This is a genomic window from Ignavibacteriales bacterium (assembly GCA_016709155.1).
In the GTDB taxonomy this organism is placed as follows: domain Bacteria; phylum Bacteroidota; class Ignavibacteria; order Ignavibacteriales; family Ignavibacteriaceae; genus JADJEI01.
This window is the reverse complement of record JADJEI010000009.1, coordinates 1-19,841: the sequence shown is the minus strand read 5'-3', so window position 1 is coordinate 19,841 and position 19,841 is coordinate 1. Positions and strand designations below refer to the sequence as shown.

General features: G+C 37.2%; 30 protein-coding genes. All 30 read right to left on the bottom strand.

Features of this window, described 5'->3' with window-relative positions; translation table 11 throughout:
* Positions 1–22: 22 nt before the first annotated feature.
* Positions 23–568: a hypothetical protein gene (locus IPH11_12865; GenBank protein ID MBK6914484.1), complete on the bottom strand. Its 546-nt coding sequence runs from the start codon at positions 566–568 to the stop codon at positions 23–25.
* A gap of 96 nt (positions 569–664) precedes the next feature.
* Complete coding sequence (locus IPH11_12860; protein MBK6914483.1) at positions 665–2,083, bottom strand: hypothetical protein; 1,419 nt, start codon at positions 2,081–2,083, stop codon at positions 665–667.
* An 84-nt stretch (positions 2,084–2,167) separates the two neighbouring features.
* Positions 2,168–2,581 carry a hypothetical protein gene (locus tag IPH11_12855; GenBank protein ID MBK6914482.1) on the bottom strand — a complete coding sequence of 138 codons (414 nt, stop codon included), beginning with the start codon at positions 2,579–2,581 and terminating at the stop codon, positions 2,168–2,170.
* Positions 2,566–3,219 (bottom strand): hypothetical protein, encoded by a 654-nt coding sequence (locus IPH11_12850; GenBank protein MBK6914481.1) that lies wholly within the window; start codon positions 3,217–3,219, stop codon positions 2,566–2,568. Before IPH11_12850 ends, IPH11_12855 begins: the two co-directional genes overlap by 16 nt.
* Positions 3,216–3,854 carry a hypothetical protein gene (locus IPH11_12845; protein ID MBK6914480.1) on the bottom strand — a complete coding sequence of 213 codons (639 nt, stop codon included), beginning with the start codon at positions 3,852–3,854 and terminating at the stop codon, positions 3,216–3,218. Before IPH11_12845 ends, IPH11_12850 begins: the two co-directional genes overlap by 4 nt.
* The gene (locus IPH11_12840; GenBank protein MBK6914479.1) at positions 3,854–4,366 is read right to left on the bottom strand and encodes a hypothetical protein; all 513 of its coding nucleotides are present in this window, start codon (positions 4,364–4,366) and stop codon (positions 3,854–3,856) included. Before IPH11_12840 ends, IPH11_12845 begins: the two co-directional genes overlap by 1 nt.
* Positions 4,309–5,301: a hypothetical protein gene (locus IPH11_12835; GenBank protein MBK6914478.1), complete on the bottom strand. Its 993-nt coding sequence runs from the start codon at positions 5,299–5,301 to the stop codon at positions 4,309–4,311. The genes IPH11_12840 and IPH11_12835 overlap by 58 nt, the downstream gene beginning before the upstream one ends.
* Entirely contained in the window at positions 5,302–6,474 is a 1,173-nt protein-coding gene (locus tag IPH11_12830; protein MBK6914477.1) for a hypothetical protein, read from the bottom strand. It abuts the gene before it with no gap.
* Positions 6,471–6,686 (bottom strand): hypothetical protein, encoded by a 216-nt coding sequence (locus IPH11_12825; GenBank protein ID MBK6914476.1) that lies wholly within the window; start codon positions 6,684–6,686, stop codon positions 6,471–6,473. The genes IPH11_12830 and IPH11_12825 overlap by 4 nt, the downstream gene beginning before the upstream one ends.
* A 121-nt stretch (positions 6,687–6,807) precedes the next feature.
* The gene (locus tag IPH11_12820; protein MBK6914475.1) at positions 6,808–7,089 is read right to left on the bottom strand and encodes a hypothetical protein; all 282 of its coding nucleotides are present in this window, start codon (positions 7,087–7,089) and stop codon (positions 6,808–6,810) included.
* Between the two features lie 136 nt (positions 7,090–7,225).
* Positions 7,226–8,083 carry a hypothetical protein gene (locus tag IPH11_12815; protein ID MBK6914474.1) on the bottom strand — a complete coding sequence of 286 codons (858 nt, stop codon included), beginning with the start codon at positions 8,081–8,083 and terminating at the stop codon, positions 7,226–7,228.
* Positions 8,083–8,526, bottom strand: coding sequence for a hypothetical protein (locus tag IPH11_12810; protein MBK6914473.1), 444 nt, complete (start codon positions 8,524–8,526; stop codon positions 8,083–8,085). Before IPH11_12810 ends, IPH11_12815 begins: the two co-directional genes overlap by 1 nt.
* Positions 8,523–8,870, bottom strand: coding sequence for a hypothetical protein (locus IPH11_12805; GenBank protein MBK6914472.1), 348 nt, complete (start codon positions 8,868–8,870; stop codon positions 8,523–8,525). Before IPH11_12805 ends, IPH11_12810 begins: the two co-directional genes overlap by 4 nt.
* Entirely contained in the window at positions 8,870–9,790 is a 921-nt protein-coding gene (locus tag IPH11_12800) for a hypothetical protein (protein ID MBK6914471.1), read from the bottom strand. Before IPH11_12800 ends, IPH11_12805 begins: the two co-directional genes overlap by 1 nt.
* Positions 9,781–9,969, bottom strand: coding sequence for a hypothetical protein (locus IPH11_12795; protein MBK6914470.1), 189 nt, complete (start codon positions 9,967–9,969; stop codon positions 9,781–9,783). The genes IPH11_12800 and IPH11_12795 overlap by 10 nt, the downstream gene beginning before the upstream one ends.
* 27 nt (positions 9,970–9,996) lie before the next feature.
* Positions 9,997–10,377, bottom strand: coding sequence for a hypothetical protein (locus IPH11_12790; GenBank protein MBK6914469.1), 381 nt, complete (start codon positions 10,375–10,377; stop codon positions 9,997–9,999).
* The gene (locus IPH11_12785; protein MBK6914468.1) at positions 10,374–11,060 is read right to left on the bottom strand and encodes a hypothetical protein; all 687 of its coding nucleotides are present in this window, start codon (positions 11,058–11,060) and stop codon (positions 10,374–10,376) included. The genes IPH11_12790 and IPH11_12785 overlap by 4 nt, the downstream gene beginning before the upstream one ends.
* Complete coding sequence (locus tag IPH11_12780) at positions 11,057–11,566, bottom strand: hypothetical protein (GenBank protein ID MBK6914467.1); 510 nt, start codon at positions 11,564–11,566, stop codon at positions 11,057–11,059. Before IPH11_12780 ends, IPH11_12785 begins: the two co-directional genes overlap by 4 nt.
* Positions 11,567–11,747: 181 nt before the next feature.
* Positions 11,748–12,344, bottom strand: a complete 597-nt coding sequence (locus tag IPH11_12775) for a hypothetical protein (protein MBK6914466.1) — start codon at positions 12,342–12,344, stop codon at positions 11,748–11,750.
* Positions 12,345–12,477: 133 nt separating this feature from the next.
* Entirely contained in the window at positions 12,478–12,618 is a 141-nt protein-coding gene (locus IPH11_12770; GenBank protein MBK6914465.1) for a hypothetical protein, read from the bottom strand.
* A gap of 8 nt (positions 12,619–12,626) precedes the next feature.
* On the bottom strand, positions 12,627–13,607 hold the full coding sequence (locus tag IPH11_12765) for a hypothetical protein (GenBank protein MBK6914464.1): 981 nt from the start codon (positions 13,605–13,607) through the stop codon (positions 12,627–12,629).
* An 11-nt stretch (positions 13,608–13,618) separates the two neighbouring features.
* Entirely contained in the window at positions 13,619–13,798 is a 180-nt protein-coding gene (locus IPH11_12760) for a hypothetical protein (protein MBK6914463.1), read from the bottom strand.
* 54 nt (positions 13,799–13,852) lie between these two features.
* Entirely contained in the window at positions 13,853–14,116 is a 264-nt protein-coding gene (locus tag IPH11_12755; protein ID MBK6914462.1) for a hypothetical protein, read from the bottom strand.
* Between the two features lie 11 nt (positions 14,117–14,127).
* The gene (locus tag IPH11_12750) at positions 14,128–14,685 is read right to left on the bottom strand and encodes a hypothetical protein (GenBank protein ID MBK6914461.1); all 558 of its coding nucleotides are present in this window, start codon (positions 14,683–14,685) and stop codon (positions 14,128–14,130) included.
* On the bottom strand, positions 14,682–16,148 hold the full coding sequence (locus tag IPH11_12745) for a hypothetical protein (GenBank protein MBK6914460.1): 1,467 nt from the start codon (positions 16,146–16,148) through the stop codon (positions 14,682–14,684). The genes IPH11_12750 and IPH11_12745 overlap by 4 nt, the downstream gene beginning before the upstream one ends.
* Positions 16,148–16,567 carry a hypothetical protein gene (locus tag IPH11_12740; GenBank protein MBK6914459.1) on the bottom strand — a complete coding sequence of 140 codons (420 nt, stop codon included), beginning with the start codon at positions 16,565–16,567 and terminating at the stop codon, positions 16,148–16,150. Before IPH11_12740 ends, IPH11_12745 begins: the two co-directional genes overlap by 1 nt.
* Before the next feature lie 392 nt (positions 16,568–16,959).
* Positions 16,960–17,235 carry a hypothetical protein gene (locus IPH11_12735; GenBank protein MBK6914458.1) on the bottom strand — a complete coding sequence of 92 codons (276 nt, stop codon included), beginning with the start codon at positions 17,233–17,235 and terminating at the stop codon, positions 16,960–16,962.
* A gap of 160 nt (positions 17,236–17,395) precedes the next feature.
* The gene (locus IPH11_12730; protein MBK6914457.1) at positions 17,396–18,145 is read right to left on the bottom strand and encodes a hypothetical protein; all 750 of its coding nucleotides are present in this window, start codon (positions 18,143–18,145) and stop codon (positions 17,396–17,398) included.
* Positions 18,146–18,195: 50 nt separating this feature from the next.
* The gene (locus IPH11_12725) at positions 18,196–18,399 is read right to left on the bottom strand and encodes a hypothetical protein (GenBank protein ID MBK6914456.1); all 204 of its coding nucleotides are present in this window, start codon (positions 18,397–18,399) and stop codon (positions 18,196–18,198) included.
* Positions 18,400–18,475: 76 nt separating this feature from the next.
* Positions 18,476–19,804 carry a hypothetical protein gene (locus tag IPH11_12720; protein MBK6914455.1) on the bottom strand — a complete coding sequence of 443 codons (1,329 nt, stop codon included), beginning with the start codon at positions 19,802–19,804 and terminating at the stop codon, positions 18,476–18,478.
* Positions 19,805–19,841 lie beyond the last annotated feature (37 nt).

Below are 19,841 nucleotides of genomic sequence, written 5' to 3'. Positions count from 1 at the left end.
ATAAATAAAAATATTTTCTTCATCATTGGATTTCCGTTGCTCCTAAATCTCTTTTAAGTTCTTGTATGGTTAGATTGTCTATTGATGCGTTTATAATTTCAGTGTGCTCCAAAAGAAATCCTAATATATTATTATTTATCGCTGACATAATAAATTCTTTATGCCCCACTGTGACCTTGAATTGTCCTTGCTCTCCGTGTATCCCAATAGTATTGTAAAAATAAAAAAGAACAGTAGCGCCACTGTCCCCTTCCTCTGCTACATCCAAACTGACTAAATATCCTTTCCCCACCTCGAATGGGTAAGCTTGTTGGATATATCCAAAACCAACACCGCCGATATTTAACTGCCCTCCACTAATTGTAATACTACTGCTATTGAAAACCCAACCCGTTGAATCATCGAACGTTCCATTTGTGACTAAATTCACTGAAGATGTTTTGATACCATTATCGAAATAATCAGTTTCAGTTAGCCCTGTTGCCCCCGCATCTTTTGCAGGTGAATTATATCCTAATCTGAAAGTATATTCTAACAATGGATTTGAGTTAAGTCCATTTGGCTTCATATCCTAAATTCTGTACCGCTGATAATGTAGTTGGATCGTGAAAGTCAAAAGTGTTTTCAGGTGATAGTATAGATTATAATTCCAAATAGTAGGCACTTAAGAATTATGCACATCAACTATTTCAGTTCCTAAATAATCAGTATAAAGTAAATTATTGTACCATTCTATTTTATCATTTGTATCACTTGCTTTTTTAACTTGTATGCCGAATGTAGAAAAGTTAATGATTGAGTTGTTTGATACATCAAGTGAATCAGCATAATCTTTGCCTAATTGAATGCCTATTGGCGCACCTATTGAAATGTTATTATAAACATTACATCCCCATCCTATCATCGAGATTCCAGTACCGCCTCCGATTGAACCTGAAAGAATGTTATACTTTGGATTCACCAGATAGTTATGATGGATGTTTGAATATCTTACATTACCCGCAAGTGAATTTGAGAATCCATAAGTTTTATTATATGAAACTTCGTTATAGTCTGCGCCCAAACCACCTTGCTGGTTTATCAATATCCCTGACTTGTTATCGTAAACTCCACCTTCTAAAGTATCTGGTATTACCTCTCCGGCTAAAAGTTTTAAATATCTCAAAGAGTAAATTTCATTATCAACTACTGTCATATATCCACTTGCTTTTAATTGGAATCCGTCACCGTTACCTGCGTTATATCCTCCAGTGCCATAAACGTTTCTTATCCAGTGATGAGTACCGTAAATAGAAAGTATGTCATTGCCAGCGTTAGTGATTTTACAATTTGAAATCCAACTATACTGCCCCCTAACATCAATTCCCATATAAGCACCAGTTACTTTTGGCGGTGAAGCTATCCCTAAAGTTCTATTCCATCTTCCGGTTGAATCTACGTTCAATCTTGACAACCTGCCGTAAATCAATCCTCCGTCCTCTGATGTCATTACTAAAGCTGAACGATTACATTTCTCAATGTAAATGTCACTAACTGCAATTCCGTAAATATGATCGTCTAATTTAATTCCGTTATCTACCGCCCAATTGCCCAAGATTCTTGCACTGCCTTTTGACGTAATTGAAATTGGTAAATAAGATTCCCCCTTCACGTACTTGCCTGATAAGTTTAAGGAATCTTCTGCAAAGTCGCCTGAAAGTATTATAGCATCTCCACCTTGCAGCCAGCCCAAAGATGTATCAACTAATTCTTGAATTATGAAGTTATCTAAGTAAAGATTACCTTGATCTTGGATAGCGTTACCTTGTACTACTACTTTCGCAGTTCTGTCTCCACCGTTATACTCTAAAGAGAAATGATCAATGTAAAATGTAGTCGCTTTATTAGCCCATATTTGTATTTCTGCATTTGCGAAAGTATAAGCCGAAGCTGTAAAAGTCATCACCCTATCTACCCATAATCCTGTTAAAGCAAAAGTAGTGTCAAACTCTCCGAATTTCATTGTTACTGAATCACCTATTGCCGTAGCATTTTCATCTTTATAGAAATATCCGGTTAAAGTATAAGTAGTATCTGCTCTCAATTCAGAAAATCCTGTTGCAGTAAAACATAATTAGTTGTTGAATCTCCCGCATCTGTTGAAACAACCTTACCGCTCCAATCTGCTTTATAATAATATTTCATCTTCTGCTGATAGTGTATGATTACCTGCATCAGTCCAATGATTTACAACTTCACCCCAATCTAAGTGCCTGTCCTCTCTATAAGCTATGATTTCAAATGTAGTCGAAATCGTATCTGCCAAACCACCACCAAACTTAGTCCAGTCAAAGGGTGTGGTATGATCTAAAATATCTTCATAGTAGGTGAAATTAGAAGCTGAATCTCTTATACTTACTTTTGATAATGCCAACACTCCTGTCTGTTTTAACAAGTATTCCCAAGTATATGATTTACCTGAATCCAATGGGATGTATTGCGTAATTGAAAATGGTTTAGTCGTTACCGCATTACTGGAAGTAAGGTTTATACTCTTTGTTGAATTAGGATGGTAATATCCTGTCATTACCGAAGTTGACATTGACCACTTGTAATTGCTTCCAAAAGTCCAAGCCGTGTCAGTAGCAACGAATCTTCTATTTGTCCGTGTTCGATTAAATTTGTTCCGTTACTATCTGCATTAACTAAATACGAAGCATACCATAAATCTTTAACTCCTGATGTTTGGAAGGAATCCTGGTTGTTAGTCCCATTGTCAAAGTCAACATAAAACTCTTTGCCTGATGTGGTAATCGTGCGTATTTCACGTTTACTGAAATCGTGATTAACGGAAGATTCAATGGCGATTTGTATAGTAAATCTTTGTGCCAATACTCTAAGGAATCTCCCGTTGCTGAAAAAAAACGTAATGTCATCACTAGTCGTCAGATAAATATTCAGATAATCCATATTATCCGAAGTCTTAAAAGAATCTATTACCGTATCAGTGTTGTAATCTTTAAATCCCTTTTTTAATATTAAAGTAGAATCCAAAGAAACATTGTCTTTGAATCGTGTTGAGTTAAGAAATAAGGAATCAACGTTTTTTCTCCCAGCTATGATTTCAGCCGGAGTTGTTAATCCTTTATTCCTTATGTTTGTTGTATCTGCATCTTTCTGAAATCTTACCTCTTGAGCAAAGGTAAAACAAGAAAAAATTAAAAAGAAAATTAGTTTCACGCTGTCACCTCCGTTACATAAATATAATAAGTGCCTGTTGTTGTATTGAAGTCTAATACTCTTGACCCTGCCGCTTGAGATGTTAAAACGAATTGACCTGTTAAGGTTGAGTCTGTTATCATTGCATCTGTGAACTCTGAACCTGAACTCGTTATTGTTAATGTTGTTCCGCTCCAAGCCGCAGTTGGATTTGAAGTCCAGCCGGAAGCAATGAGAGTTGATAAAGTTCCGTTAATATTCTTAAACCAGATAGACTTGCCTGCATCCAAGACTGAAGGGACAACCGTCCCGCCTGAACCTTTTACTGTTTTCTCTAACTTCAAAACATTGTTTATAACTACACTATCAGTAGTTGAGTCTATGAAAATATCATAGTAGTAATTTCTGTTAGCTAAAGTTAAAGTGTCATTCCTTAAAATCTTCACCATCCCTAATCCGTCTGTTGCGCTTATTACTTCAATCTCACTATCTGAACCACCGCCTGCGGTGTTTTCTTTAGTAATTAAAATTGAAGTACTATCGGGGTCAGCTTTCAGTGTAAAGTATATCGAAGCACCTGTTAAATCAATTATTCCGCCGTATTCGTTTCTCGCTTCAAACATTATCACGAAATCCGAACCTCTTTTTATTATCATTATTCCACCTCTATCAATTCAAATATTACTTGAGGACTTCCTTTTGCGAAGGAAACTTCCTTACTATAAATCAAAAACTTTGCCGAGTTATTCAAACTATCTGGAATATAACCTGAAAGATTTAATAAAACAATATCTCCAATTTCATATTTAATATAGTTCCCGAAATCACCACCCCATCTTATCCAAGTCCTTTGCTTAGCAAGCCAGTTTACAATTTTCGTTAAAAAAACATCAGCGTCTGAATCTGTGCCAACCCAGCTTGCAGAATACTCCCATCTATTATTTAGCTTGTAATTATTTTGAGCGTCTAAACATTTTGTTTGTTCGCCGGATAAAGTGAACCCTGTAGTGTAGCCAGTGGGCGAGACAGATACGGTCTTGTCATAGACTCCAGTACCATAATTAAATTTGTAATGTAAAATAAATTCTGTACAAACGTTTTGCAGCGGGGTTAATCCCCCTGTACTAAATAATCGCCTGTTTCTAAGTCTTTTAATGGATTTGTCCACGTAGCTACTGAAGAAGGATCTGCCAATGGTACGAATTTATACTTCCCCTGTGTTGTTGATAACACTCCGGAGGATTCATAACATATACTGCTTAGAAGGTCGTAAGCATTCATCTGGACGTTTACTGATCTTGCACAAACAGCAGCATATCCACTTTCTACGGTGTATTGGAATGATTGTTTGTGGATTTTTGCATCACCCTGTATGTTAGTGAAGAATATTCTGTCTGTGACTGCAACCGAAGCATCTGCCCCTGAAATAGTAAATTCTTTTGTCGAACCAGTGTAGGCTACTATGACTTTCCTTATACCAGTATCTATGTTGTGGTAAATCGCACCGACATAATAATTATCTGTTGAGTTCTTTAATCCTGAAGCCCTTAATACCGTTGTGCTCGTTTTAGTGGTTACGGTTAATTGTCTCTCCACAAATATCTCATCTCTTAGAATAGATTCCGCAATATAAGCAGACCTTGAAATGCCATTGCCAGTTACAGCCAAGGTAAGTGCATTATATCTGACGACTGTATGTGTACCTGTGCCCGCATCTGTTATATTGACTGCTGCGCCATCATAGCTTGTGCTTACCTTTGAAGTGCTCGCTGAAACAGGTATAACATAATAATTCGTGCCTGTGCTCAACCCTGCAGGCAAAGTTGTTGTCGTTGTGAATCTAACTATTAAATTTAATTCAGGTGAATAGTTCGGAGTTGCGCTTGCAGATGTGACCAAAGTTAGGATGTCAGTTCCTGCATCGGCTGTGAAGTTTGAAATTGTATCAATCCATTCCTCATACATTCTGCCGTTTGCATAAGCTAAGACTCCTGTCGCAAGATTAACATTACCAATTCTTGGGTTGAATAAAGGGAAAGTGGCAGTTGACACACCCCCATTACCGGTGTTAGTCGACCATAACATATCGAATATCCCGCCCATTTAGCCTCCCCGCCCTTGATGGATTCCAGCAATGAAGCCTGTGTATTTAGCAGGGATTGTCCCACTGACTAAAATATTAGATAATTCTAAATATCCATAAGCTACTCTTAATGAATCAGCTACATCTGCATCATCATTTCTTATAATATATTCGTAAGAACTTAAATCGTCTATGCTATGGGGTAAGGAAGGGTATAGAGTTGTCGCTGTGGTTTGATCAGCGAAACCAGTTAACACCACTTCGGTCAATGTAGCACCCGTGATTGAGCTTGCGTGTCCATCGGATGTTTGTTCTGCCCCGCCTATCAACGCCTGGACTCCGTTCTGATTAAAGAAATAAGTAGTGAACGCTCTTGAGCCTGCATCGTCAGCAGCTACCATCCAAACCTGTCTTACATCATCTGCTGTCGCACTTAACACACCGATTTGGGAAGAACTTAGTTGCCCTAATCGTAAAGCGACAATCTCACTCCCGCCTCCAGCAATTTGCGTATAAGTCGAAGCAGATTGATCTATCGCATCAGTGACCACCACTGTGCTCTTTGAACCACTGCCGATGAATTGAGCCTTCATATATCCATAGACCAAGTCACCTGTATCCAGGAGAATAATCAGATGTCCTCTATCACTATTGTAATAAGCGGTATTCGCAGAGTAAGTGACTAAAGTGTAATTGTCCATCGGTACGAAGGCGTAAGTTCTATCAGTAGCATCGTGTTTATAATTACCGTAACAAACTTGGTAGCAAGGATGTGATGAAACTTTGAACGCAGATGTGTCTTTGTTCATCAAAACAGTAGGGGCTAATCTTACTGTCGAAATCTCAAAACTTGTTTCAGTGAAGTCACCATAAAGCAGTGGAATAGGGTCTCCATAAGATTCTGAATTTAAAGTATAAGATATTCCATCGTCATAATCTTTCTGCACCTTGTAGAATGGTAATGTAACTGATTCTATTTCAGAAAACTCGATTAGTTCTAAAGTAATTTGATTGAAAGCATAAGAATATCCGTCAACGTAAAAAGTATTATACCAAGTGATTTCTGCTTCTGTTGTTGCATTATTCCAAACAAACCCAACCTCTATCAACCTTGAAGTTAAATAAGGCATTGAAGTATATGGGTAAAAACCTTCTTGGTTTATAGATGAGAATTTATCAAATGCTATTGTCATATTTTCTCTTGAAGAAACACCCCCACCTTGCAAAATATTAACAGACTTGGAAGTGCTTTGCGGAGTATTTTTTTGATAATCGTTTCTAAATAATCATTAGCGTCTAAAGTAATTGCTGTTGTCGCTAAATAGATAATAGAGCTGTCAAGATTCACCCTGAAAACCCAAATTACATCATTATCATTTCCGGCTGACATATTCAGACTTAACATTAGAAAGCCCTCGTCCTTATTCCACGATTCATAGCTCCGGGCAGTCCTTTGAACACGAATTTCTCTACAGTGTCATCACCGATTTTAAGGTTTATGATATTGTCTCCGCCAGTCGAAGGCTTCAACAATAGTCCTGACACCCACCTGTTAAGAACGAGAATATTGAAGTAGCTACGCTTTCCGCAGCTAAACTTAAAAGCCCCGAAGCTATATTTTGCAGGAACATTTCTAACAAAGAGTTTGCTTCACCAAATATATCCTGCCAAGCTTGACTGAAGGCTTGTCTCATTGTTTGAGCGGCTGAATTTGCTATAACGTTAAACTCTGCAAATTGTCTTTTCATTTCCTGATCGCTAATACCAAGGAAACCTAAATCTCGTCTCGGTAATCCTCTCGTAGTCATTTCTGAACCTAATCCCGCTGATTGTTTGTGTGGTAGTAAAGACTGCCCTAATTGTTCAGCAAATTTGATTTCTAATTTAAGACGTTCTTCTAATTCTTTGTTTAATTCAATTACTTCCTGTTTTATGTTTTTGCGTTTACCTAACTTCTTTACCTAAAAGTCCGTCTAATTCTTCTTGATATTTTTTTATCCCCGCAGCATAAGACTGGAAAACAGAATCGTTAACTCCTTCTGGGATTTTGTCTCTTAAATCTTCTAATGTTTTGATTTTACCCCGCAATTCTGGGATGCGCCCACGACTCTCACCAAGACTCGTTGCAACATTCAAAGACGCTTGAGCTTCTATAATTTTCTTGACTGTATCATCTAAATCACTACCAAAAAATAATTCCCCTAAAATTCCATATTTACTTTCTACAAAAGTCATTTTACCTAATAACTTCCCTGCAGTTAAATCTAAATCGCTAAGATTTTTTTCCATTAAAGCTATCGAGTTAAGAATTTCACCGGCTGTCATTGCAGAAAGTTCGCTGGTTATTTTCTTTATTGAATCGCTCCACGCCTTAGTGCTTTCTGTTGCGGTCACACTTGCAAGAGTAAAATTATCTAATTCTTTTGATGCACCTCTTGATTGTAAAGAGAAATAAGTAAGCAAAGAAGTCACCGCTGAAATTGCGAACATCAATCCGCCTGTGCCCATCAATGAACTTGCCATCCCTTTTAATTGTGCAGTATAACTTATCCCTTCTGCCTTAGCCCTTGACATTTGTTCAGCCATAAAAGTAATGTTGTTACCAATACCCATAAAACCGAATGGTAAATCCTGGACAATCCTGCTCGTATTCATTAGAGCAAAATTATTCTCCTTTATTGAGGGAGTAGTTCTTTTAGATTTGTCTCCAATATCCTCAAGGCTTTTGGCATAGTCTTTTAACTTTTTTGCTGCTTCTTCACCCGTTACTGTGAAAGATATATTTATTTTTTTATCTGGCATTAGAATAATCTCGGTTCGGTTTTTCTTAATAGGTTTACTGATTCAAACCAAATATCGGGCGGGTCTTGGAAAGCTCGTGAGGGATCGTCTTTATAATACTCGTACATAGAAATTATCTCCGATGTTCTTTCATCAGTTAGTTGCGCTGTATCTATTTCATCAAAAAATAACATTGAGTCTAATACCTGTTCGAGTTTAACATCTTTTTTAATTTCTTTTTTCTCTATGAAAACTTTTTCTATTAACTCATAAAGTCCCTCTTGATTCTTTATCTTATGTGTTTCTCTTTTGTAGTAAACATCCAAAGGATACGGTCTTATCTTGCCATAGAGTTTACCTTGTGAGTTAAGTATTCCGCAAAAACTATTTTTTTTATCAGTTTCAGTAAATTGTATTTCATTATAAACTGCGTTGTAAAGTAAATTCAATTCATCGGCAGTCATTGCATTGCAGAATTCAGTCCAGACCTTTTCTTCAATTCATTATTCTTTAAAACACATTTGAACTCTTCACCATCTTCATATTTTAAGTCCCAATCTTTGATCGTGAATCTTAAATAAGTTTCTTGATAGTCTTTGTTAGCTAAAACGACATTCGCTTGTGTCGAAGGACTCAAAGAATCAATATCATTATCTTGAATGGATTTATTCTCATCTTCAGTCAGACCTAAAGACAAAAGAATGAAACTTAATTTTTTCTTTTGGTCTCTTGTTGGGTAATCTATTTTGAATTTATTCTCACCAACTGTGACCCAATCACCTAATATTTTCTTCTTAGGTATATTCATCAATAAGCCCAATCCACTGTATCTGTCATATTAACTTGTAAAATAGGACTACCGGATGTTTTAGTGGCTTCTGCTTCTAATGTTAAACCAACATACTCATCACCTCTTTGATAGGATTGTAGAATCTTTTCAGTTGTTAAGTTATAAGATTCTAAACCTATTCTGTAAGTAACCATAGGGCTCATTCTATATTGTGCAGCTTTGCCTGCAGTCTGGCAAGGTATTGAAACATTGTTATTGATTGTTATTCCAAAACTTCTAATACATTCAGCGGCGTAATTGACAGCATTTATCGTGAATGTTGAGGCTGTGAATGTATCTGTGTTAGCATAGTAAGCAATCGTTGGTATAGCAACCCAAGAACCGTTTAACGTCTGCTCAAAGTTCATTTCATTGCCAACCCAAGTGCCCGACATTTTTCCGTATCTCGCCATTCCTTTTGCATTCAAGTCGAAGTCTATTGATAAAGTGTCTAAGACAGCATTCTCTAATATTACTCCGTCATCTGCTGATGCTCCAATGTCAAACGCTACTGTATGAAGACATCCCGCATCAGCGGCAAAGTCTAATGGTGCGGTAAGTTGCATAACAAATGCTTTATCATAGGGGGTAGTAGCTCCTTCTGTTACCGCCTGCATCGCAGCGAAAAGATGAGGCGCAAATAACTTCTGATGAATTAACCCCGAAAAGTTGATTGACTTCAAATCCGAGACATAATCATAATTCATTCTTGTTGTTTCTTTGTAAATCCCTGCCTGTGAAGTCTGGTTAATATTCTCAATCATTGGTTTCGGATCCGGGATAGAACCGACATCATAATTCATCGTCACGAAGTTAGCATTCGCCGCCTGTGGAGAAGCCCAACCTGTTTGTTTTAATATTCCGATTCTTGATTTCTTGCCTAATATTGCTATTGCCATTTCAACCACCTGTAATGTTTAATTTTCTCGAACTCTTCTAAAGTGACTTCGATAGTCTTGCCTTCGTTAAATTCTTTATCTCTGGTTTCATCTAAACCAGTAACAACTTTATGATCTTTGAAAGAATCGTCCTTACTTACTGTAAGAACATTTAATTCTAACTTTGTATTTTTTGCCATCGTAATACCAATAATAAATTGTTTGTGTTAGCATCCTTCATATCCATAATAAAATTCTACTATGCCTTGAGAATGCTTGTTGTCTAAATCTTCGAATGTAGGATCAGAGATAAAATTATCAAATTGTACCAATCCCGTCAAACTTTCTAACAATGAAAGGAACAAATCCACATTGTCATCTCTTACCGATGAATCAATGTTAGTGTATTTGATCCTCAATCTTACTTTATGACTATAACTGAATCCTGAATCAGTAGTAAGCATTGGTGTGCCAACGCCTATTTGCTGCAATGAATACGCCTTATGATTGTGTGCCATTGAAGATGTATCAGGAAAATTATTCTCCGGTATTTCAGTATATCCGTCTAAGACGGTTTCAATCGCAGCTTTGTAAGTTGCCCAGCTCATATCCAAACCACATTTTCATTGATATTGCTTTCGCCCTCACCTTCACTTATATCACCGGAATCGTCTTCATCGTAATGGAATTTAGTATCAGCTAATGACTTTTCATACTTCATCAGATACTGTTCAAACTTGCCTTGCCAAACATCACCTTGAGTCGCTACTAATGAATGGTAAATATCCGCTCTTGTTTTCAGCCTATGAAGGATCGTATATTGTTCTTCTATCATATAGCTGGAGTAAGTGATTGTAGTTCCGCTTACAACAAGATTCAATCTGTATTTTTTGTACATACCAGAGAGTAAATAAGTGTACACGCCTTTTTTGCTTAATGTTAATCCGGTTGATACATCATAATAATTAACTCCATCGTCATCAGTGCCTTGTAATGTGAATGAATGCGCACCCGTGATGGCTGTAACATCTATAACTAAACGCAATCTTTGGGCATAATCTTCATCACTCTTAACACCGGTGTAAACTGCCGTCTTAGTCACAGAGGCTTGCAATGATAATCTCTTGCATAGTTTCTTAATGTCAAGGTTTTGGTCAATTAAGTCTTTTAGCATTTCATTAAACGATTCGTCTTTAATAGAACTGAAATCTAATTGATCCGATCTTAAGTAATCATCTAAAGCCGGTTCACCTGAAATTATCATTTCGTGTGTTAAAAAAGATTCAATCATATTTTTCTTATCTCTAAAAAAGTGACTGTGTTAGTTGCCGCTGAATTTCTAAATTCTATGTAGTTACTTAAAGCTGTGAACTCTAACTCGAAACTATCTGCACCTAATTGATGTGTCGCATCTAATGAGTCGTAGATTATCGAACTTCCGGCTGAAGATGAAGAAGTAGTCCTGATTCTATAACTTTCTCCAAATTCTAAAATCTCTTTGCTCATTTTACCGTCTGCACTTGACACCCAAACGTTATCCGAAGCGGTAACGTTTGTTAAATCCCAATCTGCGAAATCATAGTCACGAGTTACATTGTTCTCGTCAACTCCTAAAACTCCACGCCAAAACTCATCGTCTTCTTTTATCCTTTTGTTCTCATTTAGTTCAGCCGGACTTGTCTTTTCAAAATCAGAGGGGCAATAGAATTTATCACCCCTCCTTAAAAGATTAACACCGTTTAACGGAGTTCCGCAAACAGCGCATTCAGCCTTTATTTTGTCAAAGACTTGTCTCATTAAGATGCCTGAATACCAATGGTCGTGCTTGCTGTCTTAACGGTTAAGCCGCTTATAACTCCTGTCGCTGTTGCAATCTTAGTACATTCAAATGCAGCAGTGTCACCAGTAAGTATGATCTGCCCGACTGTTAGAGTAGCAACGTCAATAGCAACTGCAGGAACCGCTCCTAAAACGTTAGCTATAAATTGACAGTCGTGAAATTCCATAACTCTTTCAACATCAGCAAGAATTGCGCTGAATCACCGTTTAACACCATTTCTGCTTCAGTGTTAGATGTAAGTTCGCAGGAATTGTAAAACTCACAATTTCTGAAAACTGTGTATTCTCCACCTTCGCCGAAAGTTGCTACTACCTGTGCATCAGTGTTAGCGTTGAGGAATTTAATACCTGTGAAAGTATTGCCAACTCCTGTATTTTTTACAGCGAATTTGTCTGCTGTTGCAATACCGTCTGCATAATTTACTTTAGCTCGTTGACCGTACATTCTTCCGAATGGATCACCGACAAAATGAACTCTGCTTTTAGATATTGTCAGCATTTCTGTTAGCTGGTGAGAGCTATTAGTGCCTAATACAATCACATCGTCTTTATTCGTTGTGACTGAATCAACTGCTTTGTCAATAGTAGCGAATGGAGTGTCCATTGATAAGCCATCGTTCAAATCCGAGCCAACATCAGCGTCAACGAAATAATATGTTCCGAAAGTCATCGGCAGCCCTGCATTAGCAGGCACCCCGAAACTTGACACCCCATTGGGGAAGTTTGTTAAACTCATTACTTTACCTTTCTAAATTTATATTCTTTTCCTTTAGGAGTAAGATGGGCGTCGATTAACGTCCATCCACCCTTTTGTAAATTTTCGGCTGAAGCAATCCCTATTACCGTCATTTCTTCAGGTTCTTTATCTTTTATCGGTTCGGTTCTTTAGTCTCTACTTCGATTTTAGGTTCTTCTCTTTTAATCGGGTCTGGTATAATGTCAGGCTCGACTTTTTTAGGTTCATCTTTAAGAACCTCTTTAACAGTTTTTAAGAATTTACTTTTTGCCATTTCAGTCCTTATGATGTTGAAATATTAGAAGCTAACCAATATCTCCAGTTATAAACACCAGCTCCGAATCTTGCATCAATCGTAGCGTAGTATTTTTTGTTTCTTTCGTTTTGGTAGAAATCTATTACAGGAGCTTTTCTTTCGTAGAACTTTAAGCCCGCTTGTTTCTTACCTAAGAACCATCCATCTGCATCGGTTAAATAAGCCCATTCAATCGGAGTTATTAAACCATTAACAACGTTTTTGTCATTGTTAGCACTTCCGGGCACTAATTCACTTTCGAGTAGTGTCTTGGCTGTGAAATGCAACCCGCCGGGTATCAACAACGTGTCAGGCTGCAAACTTACTATTCCACCCCGCTCGTCTCTGTTATTTGTGACTGTCATTAGTGAGTAAGCAGTTTGAAGGTTCGCACTTGACAAAGGTAAAGCGCCTAATGAATTGTAATAAGTTGATCCGTCTTTTGCAGTGTGGTTATTACCCGATAAAGCAAAGAACGGTTTACCTGTATAGATGAAATCTCCGCTTGCATCCACAACAGGAGTTACCCCAGTCAAAGAGTTATTGAAAACCTCGTGACCGGAAGTATATCCGCCGTAATTGAACATCTTAGCTGCAAATTTTTCCTTAGTGGATATTACTCTTTCGCCCCACCCTGCGGCAGTAGCTCTCATCAAATTGTCTAATTTAGAAGGGTCTGCATCTTCAACGGCTTCCATACTCATTGAGAAAGAACTTGAAAAGGTTCTTGCTTTAATAACTACCGATTGAGCCTCTAAGATGTTATCACTTACGATGTCATCTCCTTCATTTCTTTCCGACAAATCACCGAGTCCAACTCCAACTGTCATCATTTCAAAAGCGCCCGACATTGGCTCAACTTGAAAGATTTTTGGGTAAACCGGCTCAAATTTATCGTATGATTCAAAAAACCATTTATACAGATTTTTCTGCATTAGTTCTGTGAATTGATTCCTAAATCCTGGCATTGTTATTCTCCTTAGTCAGCTTGAATTTTAGCTGGGTTAATGATTACTACTACATCCGTTGCAACTGCATCGGCTTTAACATTTGTTCCCAGATCAACTGCTATTACTACGTCTGTTGAAGACGTGTCTAAATCTACATAGTGAGTTGATGCACTATTTACGCCGATTATATCCCAAGCTCCGCCTAACATTGCAGCGGTAACTGGTGATTATTCCGGGTGCTAAAAATTGGTAACCGTCTTTCGCTAACACAACAGGGAGTTTATCTTCTCCTGCTGTCGCACTTGAAAGCCAGTAATCGTCACTTGTGTTTGTTGCATTACCCCTGCCTTTGGGATTATAGCAACACCCCACAAAGTAGTTGTAGCTGTTAAAGCTCCTGTCAAATGACCGCTTGAATCTAAGTAAACGGGTGTAAATCCATTGTGCTGGAAATACTGTGAAGCCGCTACCGGATATTCTTTGGTTTTAGGACAGGGATCAAGACAGCCATATTTTAAACTTGACATTTCTCTTTTCCTTATTTTATTTTTCCGAGTGATTTTAATACATCGAACCAAGCTTCCTCTGCTTTTTCTTTAGTAGCATTGGGAAACTTTTCGTATGCTTCTTTTTTTTGTGCCTCTGTTAAAGCGATCTTCGGCGGGTCATCTGCTCTGCCGTTATCGCCTCCGGGCACTATTGGTTTAGTGTTCAGTAACTGAACTGTTTTTCGCAAAGTTGGTAAAGGTAATAACGAATAATCGTCATTCCATTTATCACCGAGAGACTTTTTAGCATCTTCTATTTCAGAGTTCCTTAAAGCCTCGAAAGCATCCGCCTTTTGCTTTAACCCTGAAAGTTCAGCTTCTTTAGCATCAAGAAGTTTTTGTAATTCTCCGTCAGCTTTTAATTTGTCTTCGGCTTCTTTGCGTTTAGCGTCTTTCAATTTGTCTCTTTGAGAAATCAAATCCTTGTTTTCTGCTTCAAGATGTTCGAGGCGTGCTAATTTTGCCTGTGTTTCAGTGTCCACAACCGGAGCGGGGCTTCCACCACCTACCTCTGGTGCTTCAAAGAATCTATTTCCATAGATTTTCATTTTATCTTCTCCGAGATTATTTTATTTGCGTCAGGAGTTTCCACTCCTGTTTTATTTTTGTTCAAAAGTTCTTCTAATTTCGACATTGGTTTTTGACTAAACTGTGAATTGTATGACTTATTTTCTTCAATCTGTTTTTCAGCATCTTCCTTTGTTAAGTCCGGGTTTTTCTTCCTTAACCAATCTACCGGAGTTGAAAGATTATACTTCAACCCAAATTCGTTTTCAAGTTGTTCGTCTTGAATTGTTTTATGGACTTCTATCTCAGCAAAGTCAATTATCAAACTAAAATCTTTGTTATCAAACTCTTTAGCGCCTAATTCTTGGGCGTGAGTGTTCCACACCGTTTTAGTGATCTCAAATCTTTTCTTCTCATAGGTTCGGCAGGGGTCATAATCGTCTCTGCGCATTTCCATTTGCGTTAAAGAATCCATTATCTTTTGATAATCAGAAGTGTCTTTAACCGCTGAAAGAATATCACCCGCTCTTAATCCTTTGAGTGTTGAAATATGGTTTACTTCTGTCTCTATGAAATCCATTATTTCGGTAATGTGTAGATCGTGCGCAACATTAGTAAGTGAAGGCGCTAACAGACCACCGTCAGACCTTGCATTCTCTACAACGATTGGATATTTCACCCCACGTTTGAGTTTCCTTATTTGGTTTTCTACACTGCCTTTTTTATTTAGTTCAAGATTGATTGCTACGTCAGTCCCTTCAGTACCTAATATTAAATCGTTTGTGATAAGTTTCGTCAGGAGTACATTAACTTTTTCATTGACATTTATAATATCGTTTTGTCCTTCACCCCAGTAGCCTTCACCTTGGTCAATAATTAAATCTGCAAATGGAATGACTCCATAAGGATTTAGCATTTTCTTATTGTCTTTTATCGCTTTGTCATTGCCAAACTCATCAAGTAAGTAATGGTCTTTGTCAGTCCATACCACTGTATAAAGTTGATCTTCGCCTTTGTCATCAGTATAGTATTTTGGATAGGTCACTCTTGTAAGTTCCATATCTTCGTCAACTTCAACCGTATATTTATACGTGGGTTCAACCCAGTATTTAATTTTCTTTTGCTTTTTGTCTATCCCCACAAAAGTTAAAGATACATTTGAAAGTTTGCTGAATCTATGTGCTCTTTTATCAATCGTGTTTATGTTATCCGGTAACATTAAACCATATTCTTCTGTTATCACTTCCTCTTCAAAAGACCTCTTCGCCGGTTCTTTATAAACCACTGCCATTTGATTAATTATTTTCTTAGTCAATGGCAAATAGTATTTTTGCATTTCAGCGATATGGTCAGATGGATAGTTCAAACTTAAAGCATCATCTAAATATTTTAATATTTTATTCTCATTACCTGAATAATAAGCATACTGTTTTTCCTGCTCTTTTATTCTTAATTTATTCTGCTCGTAAAGCCAGCCTTTATAGGCTAAGTCTAAATCACGCATTAATATTGGCGTTTAATTAAGTATAAAGTTCTTGTATCACCTTCGGGAGTTGTTGAGCTTAACTCAATATACCTCATACCTGCGAATTCTGTTGGCTTGAGATAAACCCAAACATTTGTCGCCATAGTTATTGTTAAGGCTGTGCCGTCTCTGTCTTTAACTGTGTAGTGGGTAAGCTCCACGCCATCAATGTTAGCTTTAACGGTTAAAGACGTATTAGTCCAAGTACCGGAGAATAAAAGTCCGATCACTCTGAACTCGTTGCCTCCTGCATAATCAGCACTAACTGCGTTGTAGTCCACCCCTAAATCAATCGTTATTGTAGAATCGGCTGAATCCACTGTAACCGTTTCATAAGTTAGGTTCTGTGCCAAAGAAACCGAAACAAACAACCCAACTAACAATATTATTTTCTTCATCTTTTGCCTATAAATAAAAAAGCGTTATCCACCGATTAAGATGAATAACGCCTTATGTTTTAAGTACGTTTATGTATTAAACTATTTTATTAAAATATCATTCTTTATTGAAACGGAAACTATTTTATTGTTATTCCATTTAATTACTGTTTCCCCGAATCCCGAAGGAGGGGAGAATTTTAATGTTATCAGAAGTTTCAATAATGCTTCTAACATTTATGTGCAAAAGTAATTAAATATAAATTCATTGTCAAGTTAAATATTAATTGTTAAACTTTCTTTTGTGAACTTGTCTATGCTGTGGTCTAACTCTTTCTCTATTTCGGCTTGTATAAACTCAAGGTTCTTTTCTCTGATGTTCACTAAGTCTCTGCCATATTTGTCTCTATTGCCTAAAATTTTACCTGTGTCTCTTGGATTGAATGATAATATAAACCCAGTATTAGCCCCACCTGTACTAATAATGCTTTGTGTAATTGAGTCAATGTCTGACCTGTTAAGTACATATTGGAAAATCTTGTTTCATTTGATTTTATTGATATGCCTTTTAAGCTGCTAATGTTGCTACCTTTGTTGGTTTTAGTTTTCTTTCCGTAAAGTCTTTTACCTCTGAAATCCTGCGATGGGTCAAAGTCTTTTGCTTTCCCGCCCTTCGTGAACCGTTTCATAAAGTTCCCCTTCTGCCTTTTATATTTCTCACTTAGTTGCGAATTTTGGACATTGTTTTGGAATATGCCTTGCAAAGCATCTTCTTTTATTTTGTCTCGTGTCCATTCGCTAAGAACTTAAACAGCTTAGGAGGTAACTTTACTATGTCTTCTGCTTTCATCATAGTTTTAATTTCCACTGGTGGCGGCAGTTAAACCCGCCTCTACTTACAAAGTCATATTTTTGTGTCGTGTCAATAACTCCTTTTGCGTTTATGTAAGGTATTGCCCCAGCGTTTATTTCTTTTACCGTTAAGCCGTCTTTGTATTTAGTCTTAAATAATTCTAAAGCATACCTGCAAGCTGGTCTCACTCTTGCATCATTTGGTTCATCAAAGTAAAACTTAGCGTCTGGCTCATCTTCAAATAAAGTCTCCGTCGCTGTTGCGTTATAGTTTTGATATGATGTATTAAGAGCAGAAGCGAACCAACTCGGAGCAAACTTCATTTCGCTTTGGATGTTCGGCAAAACAGAATCAGTGATTTGTTTTGAGCTTTTGCCTGTTATAACCTGCCTCAATAATTCAGCCCTGACTTCACCATCAAAATCTTCTGCCCGTCTTAATATCTTAGCTAAATCTAATTCTTTTAATGTTTCCAAGTTTGCAAGGTTGACTTTGTTGATATTGTCCAATCCCTTTTCTTGAGCTTGCTTAATCAACAAAGCTACTTGATCGTCATACTCGTCAAGAAATTTGTTTATCCTTCCGTCAAACTCTGCGCCTATGAACTCTTGGAAGAAGTTGGTCTCACTTATCAATATCGCAAGTTCAACATCGCTTGCGCCGGAAGCAAAGACTTGCTGCATCCTCAAAATATATTCGAGGCTTAATTTGTCAAGGTCTGCTAAGAATAATTCTATTATGTCCATTACTTTAGATAATAGCTTATTGTTGTTCCGTAAGTCTGCATTGAACCGTTTTAGCTACTTTTATTATTATAAAAATAATACTTAGTAGTGAAATCTGTTTTAATCACCTGAGTCTGGTAAAATGCGGAAATAGTAAAATCACTAATCGGATATTTAACCTCAAACTTAAAATTAAGTTTAGGCTGATATTCATAATATCCCAAGCCTGCGCCTTCCGTATAATCTGCGCTGCCTGTTATTGTGTAAGTAGTCAAGTGGAAACTGGCACTCTTATCGGGGTTTTGTGCCATATCAAAACAGAAAACAGAAAGAATAATAATGTTTTCATAATTATTGTAAGTTGTATTGTTTGGTTTTTGCCTTGCCTCTTAAATCATACTTCCAAAACATCTTGTAAGTTTCTCCATCGGAGGCGTGAGTTAATTTGCCAGCTTTTTGTTTGTTGATTAGCATTTCCCAAGTTACTTGTCTGTAATCTTTTATTAGTCTTTTACAGTCTTTTGTTATAAAATAAAACATTTCATTCTTACTGTTTTTAATTCTTGCGTTTGTTGCATCAACTCTGTCTTTTATGTTCGGGATATTCTGATAATAAATTTGCGCACTTGGAAAGTGTTCTTTAATTATTGCCCAGTTGGTCCTGCTTGATTCCGGTCGTCTTTGTGATCCTGAAATATCGCCATAGAATATCCATCCGCCTTGATGGTTATCATATTTGTTTTTAAGCATTTGGCAAAGTAAATCAGTGTTTGCCTGCCCTTCTAACTCGACAAAAGAAAAAGTATAATCTTTGCCCTCTCTTTCTTGTCCTATATGCCAGCTCATTAAATCTACGTTAAAATCGCAACTAATTTCCAGCGGTCTATAATTCATATAATCGAATTTGTCTATAATATTCTCATCATTGAATGGATAATAAGCCGCGCCGGAGGTCAAGTTTATAAAGTGCCCCGTCTTTCTTACTTCCGCTTCTTTGGCTGCGTAACTCCCGATTGTTCTATCTAATGTTATTTGATCTATGTATTTATTCTGTGAGCTATCCCAAAACCAATATTCTATTTCATCGTCTTTTTTGTCATTAACAACCATCTCATCATAAGTATAAGTAATCCCGTCAAGTGGTGTCATTGTTCTTAACAGAGTTCCGGCTGTGTCAATTAACCTTGCTTTGCATTCGTTAGTTATGTCCTCCGGTGGTTCTTCGTCTAAATGGATTATGTCTTTTTTTGCTCCCTGAAATGACTCCCTGCCTTGATCGTAAGTTTTAAATCTTATCTTTGAACCGTTCCTAAAGATTATTATTTTATTTGCGAATCCTCTTTGTTCAGTCCAGCGCACATATTTAACCGTCCCATCTTTAGGTAATAAATCCCAATAAGCCTTTTCTAAAATCGGCACTAACATATCCGCCCACGTTGCACCCCAGCAATCAAATCCAGGATTATCTATGCAAGCCTGTATAACTAATTTTGCGCCATTGATTGTTTTGCCGCTTCTATTCCCACCGAACACGCCTTTATTTTTCTTCTTTGATAAATGGAAATTTAATTGATAATCCTGTGGATTGAAGTAAATAAGCGGGTTGACCCTCTTTCTTTGCTCCCTCGCATAAATCGCTTTGGCTAAATGTGCCTTATCTTCTACTGTCAATATACTCATCTAATTCTTTTTCACTCATTGAATCAAATTCAGGCAT

What these genes read in the sequence shown, in the direction of transcription:
- IPH11_12865 (MBK6914484.1), bottom strand. Translation starts at nt 568, where the DNA reads ATGAAGCCAAATGGACTTAACTCAAATCCATTGTTAGAATATACTTTC.
- IPH11_12855 (MBK6914482.1), bottom strand. Translation starts at nt 2,581, where the DNA reads ATGTCAACTTCGGTAATGACAGGATATTACCATCCTAATTCAACAAAG.
- IPH11_12845 (MBK6914480.1), bottom strand. Translation starts at nt 3,854, where the DNA reads ATGATAATAAAAAGAGGTTCGGATTTCGTGATAATGTTTGAAGCGAGA.
- IPH11_12835 (MBK6914478.1), bottom strand. Translation starts at nt 5,301, where the DNA reads ATGGGCGGGATATTCGATATGTTATGGTCGACTAACACCGGTAATGGG.
- IPH11_12830 (MBK6914477.1), bottom strand. Translation starts at nt 6,474, where the DNA reads ATGACAATAGCATTTGATAAATTCTCATCTATAAACCAAGAAGGTTTT.
- IPH11_12825 (MBK6914476.1), bottom strand. Translation starts at nt 6,686, where the DNA reads ATGTTAAGTCTGAATATGTCAGCCGGAAATGATAATGATGTAATTTGG.
- IPH11_12820 (MBK6914475.1), bottom strand. Translation starts at nt 7,089, where the DNA reads ATGACTACGAGAGGATTACCGAGACGAGATTTAGGTTTCCTTGGTATT.
- IPH11_12815 (MBK6914474.1), bottom strand. Translation starts at nt 8,083, where the DNA reads ATGCCAGATAAAAAAATAAATATATCTTTCACAGTAACGGGTGAAGAA.
- IPH11_12810 (MBK6914473.1), bottom strand. Translation starts at nt 8,526, where the DNA reads ATGACTGCCGATGAATTGAATTTACTTTACAACGCAGTTTATAATGAA.
- IPH11_12805 (MBK6914472.1), bottom strand. Translation starts at nt 8,870, where the DNA reads ATGAATATACCTAAGAAGAAAATATTAGGTGATTGGGTCACAGTTGGT.
- IPH11_12800 (MBK6914471.1), bottom strand. Translation starts at nt 9,790, where the DNA reads ATGGCAATAGCAATATTAGGCAAGAAATCAAGAATCGGAATATTAAAA.
- IPH11_12795 (MBK6914470.1), bottom strand. Translation starts at nt 9,969, where the DNA reads ATGGCAAAAAATACAAAGTTAGAATTAAATGTTCTTACAGTAAGTAAG.
- IPH11_12790 (MBK6914469.1), bottom strand. Translation starts at nt 10,377, where the DNA reads ATGAGCTGGGCAACTTACAAAGCTGCGATTGAAACCGTCTTAGACGGA.
- IPH11_12785 (MBK6914468.1), bottom strand. Translation starts at nt 11,060, where the DNA reads ATGATTGAATCTTTTTTAACACACGAAATGATAATTTCAGGTGAACCG.
- IPH11_12780 (MBK6914467.1), bottom strand. Translation starts at nt 11,566, where the DNA reads ATGAGACAAGTCTTTGACAAAATAAAGGCTGAATGCGCTGTTTGCGGA.
- IPH11_12775 (MBK6914466.1), bottom strand. Translation starts at nt 12,344, where the DNA reads ATGAGTTTAACAAACTTCCCCAATGGGGTGTCAAGTTTCGGGGTGCCT.
- IPH11_12770 (MBK6914465.1), bottom strand. Translation starts at nt 12,618, where the DNA reads ATGGCAAAAAGTAAATTCTTAAAAACTGTTAAAGAGGTTCTTAAAGAT.
- IPH11_12765 (MBK6914464.1), bottom strand. Translation starts at nt 13,607, where the DNA reads ATGCCAGGATTTAGGAATCAATTCACAGAACTAATGCAGAAAAATCTG.
- IPH11_12760 (MBK6914463.1), bottom strand. Translation starts at nt 13,798, where the DNA reads ATGTTAGGCGGAGCTTGGGATATAATCGGCGTAAATAGTGCATCAACT.
- IPH11_12755 (MBK6914462.1), bottom strand. Translation starts at nt 14,116, where the DNA reads ATGTCAAGTTTAAAATATGGCTGTCTTGATCCCTGTCCTAAAACCAAA.
- IPH11_12750 (MBK6914461.1), bottom strand. Translation starts at nt 14,685, where the DNA reads ATGAAAATCTATGGAAATAGATTCTTTGAAGCACCAGAGGTAGGTGGT.
- IPH11_12745 (MBK6914460.1), bottom strand. Translation starts at nt 16,148, where the DNA reads ATGCGTGATTTAGACTTAGCCTATAAAGGCTGGCTTTACGAGCAGAAT.
- IPH11_12740 (MBK6914459.1), bottom strand. Translation starts at nt 16,567, where the DNA reads ATGAAGAAAATAATATTGTTAGTTGGGTTGTTTGTTTCGGTTTCTTTG.
- IPH11_12735 (MBK6914458.1), bottom strand. Translation starts at nt 17,235, where the DNA reads ATGAAACGGTTCACGAAGGGCGGGAAAGCAAAAGACTTTGACCCATCG.
- IPH11_12730 (MBK6914457.1), bottom strand. Translation starts at nt 18,145, where the DNA reads ATGGACATAATAGAATTATTCTTAGCAGACCTTGACAAATTAAGCCTC.
- IPH11_12720 (MBK6914455.1), bottom strand. Translation starts at nt 19,804, where the DNA reads ATGAGTATATTGACAGTAGAAGATAAGGCACATTTAGCCAAAGCGATT.